At 71.0% G+C, this 2,279-nt stretch carries 2 protein-coding genes; both read left to right on the forward strand.

The window, feature by feature from the left end:
* Positions 1–479: DUF6504 family protein (locus tag V7067_RS08095; RefSeq protein ID WP_334175382.1), on the forward strand; the 479-nt coding region annotated here is incomplete at its 5' end.
* Positions 476–2,279: PHP domain-containing protein (locus tag V7067_RS08100; protein WP_334175383.1), on the forward strand; the 1,804-nt coding region annotated here is incomplete at its 3' end. The genes V7067_RS08095 and V7067_RS08100, both read left to right, overlap by 4 nt.

Genomic DNA, 2,279 nt, shown 5'->3' on the forward strand with positions numbered 1-2,279 from the left:
GCGAGGAGACCGGCAGCGATCTTGCGGCCCTGATCGACCGGCTGGAAAACCGCCTCGGCCCGGGCCGGCTCTACCGTCTGGCCCCGGTGGAAAGCGATGTGCCGGAGCGCGCCCAGCGCCGCGCCGCCCCGCTCGGCGCCTTTCCGGCCATGCCGAAGCCGGTTTGCCGCGGCGGGATGCAGCTTCGCCCGCCGCGCCTGCTCGCCCCGCCCGAACCCATCGAGACGCTGGCCGTGCTGCCGGATCATCCGCCGGCGCGGTTCGTCTGGCGCGGCACCGTCCATCGCATCGCGCGGGCCGACGGGCCGGAACGCATTTTCGGCGAATGGTGGAAGCGGGCGGCGGAAAGCGAGGCGGTGCGCGATTATTTCCAGCTTGAGGACGAGAGCGGGGCCCGTTTCTGGGTGTTCCGGGCCGGCAACGGCGAGGATGCGGCCACCGGCTCCCAGCGCTGGTTCCTGCACGGGCTGTTCGCATGAGCGCGCCGGCCCCGCCGCTGCCGCCGTTCGCCCTCGGCGGCTCCGTCGAGTTGCAGGCGACATCGAACTACAGCTTCCTGCGCGGGGCCTCGCACCCTCATGAGCTGTTCGCGGCGGCGGCCTCGTTCGGCTACGAGGCTCTTGCCATCACCGACCGCAATTCGGTTGCCGGCCTCGTGCGCGCCCATCTGGCGGCGCGGGAGACGGGCGTGCGCCTCATTCCCGGCTGCCGGCTCGACCTTGAGGATGCGGGCGTGCTGGTCTATCCGGGCGACCGGCCGGCGTGGAGCCGGCTCTGCCGGCTTCTGACGCTGGGCAAGCGGCGGGCCGGCAAGGGCGGCTGCCGGCTGGGCTGGGACGATCTGGCCGACCATAGCGAAGGTCTCGTCGCGGTTCTGCTCTGCGAGGACGAGGCGCCGCCGGGCTTTCGTCTGGCGCGCCTGAAGGCGACGTTCGGCGACCGGGCCTATCTGGCGCTGACGCTGCACCGCCGCCCCGGCGATGCGGTGCGCCTTGCCACGCTGGAGGCGGCGGCGGCCGCGGCCGGCGTGGCCACGGTGGTGACGGGCGACGTGCTGTTCCACGAACCCGGCCGCCGCCGGCTGCAGGATGTGCTGACCTGCATCCGCGAGGGCTGCACCATCGACGAGGCGGGCTTCCGCCTCAACCGCCATGCCGACCGCCACCTGAAGCCGCCGGCGGAGATGGCCCGCCTTTTTGCCCGCCATGCCGGGGCGCTGGCCCGCACCCGCGAGATTGCCGCCCGGCTCCGCTTCAGCCTCGACGATCTCACTTACCAGTACCCGGACGAGACGGACGGCGAGGGCACGCCCGCTCAGGAGGCGCTGGAGCAGCGCACCTGGGCCGGGGCCCGCGCCCATTATGGCGTCCCCCTGCCGCCGGCGGTCGAAAGCCAGCTCCGCCACGAACTGAAGCTCATCGCCGAACTGGCCTATGCGCCCTATTTCCTCACCGTCCACCGCATCGTGTCCTTTGCGAAGGCGGCCGGCATTCTGTGTCAGGGGCGGGGCTCTGCGGCCAATTCTGCGGTGTGCTTCGTGCTCGGCATCACCGCCATCGATCCCCGCGACGGCAACCTGCTGTTTGAGCGCTTCATCAGCGAGGCGCGCCGCGAGCCGCCGGATATCGATGTCGATTTCGAGCATCAGCGCCGCGAGGAGGTGATCCAGTGGATCTATGGCACCTACGGCCGCGACCATGCCGCGCTCACCGCCGTCGTCACCTGCTATCGCGCCCGCGGGGCAGTGCGCGATGTCGGCAAGGCACTGGGGCTGGAGGAAGATCTCGTCACCCTGCTGGCCGGCCAGATCTGGGGCTGGAGCAACCGCGGGGTGAGCGACGGGCAGGCGGCGGATCTGGGGCTGGACCTGTCCGACTACCGGCTGTCGGCGGCGCTGGAGCTTGCCCGCACGCTGGTCGGCTTTCCGCGCCACCTGTCGCAGCATCCGGGCGGCTTCGTGCTGACCCGCGACCGCCTCGACGATCTCGTGCCCATCGAGCCGGCGGCCATGGAGAACCGGCAGGTGATCGAGTGGGACAAGGACGACATCGACATCCTGAAATTCATGAAGGTCGATGTGCTGGGCCTCGGCATGCTCGGCTGCCTGCGCCGCTCGTTCGAACTGCTGGCCGCCTGCAAGGGCGAGGCGCTCACCCTTTCCACCGTGCCCGGCGACGACGCCGCGACCTATGACATGATCTGCCGGGCCGATACCATCGGCGTGTTCCAGATCGAGAGCCGGGCGCAGATGGCGATGCTGCCGCGCCTGAAGCCGCGCA

The sequence above is a fragment of the Pseudoxanthobacter sp. genome, from assembly GCF_036822375.1.
Classification (GTDB): domain Bacteria; phylum Pseudomonadota; class Alphaproteobacteria; order Rhizobiales; family Segnochrobactraceae; genus Pseudoxanthobacter.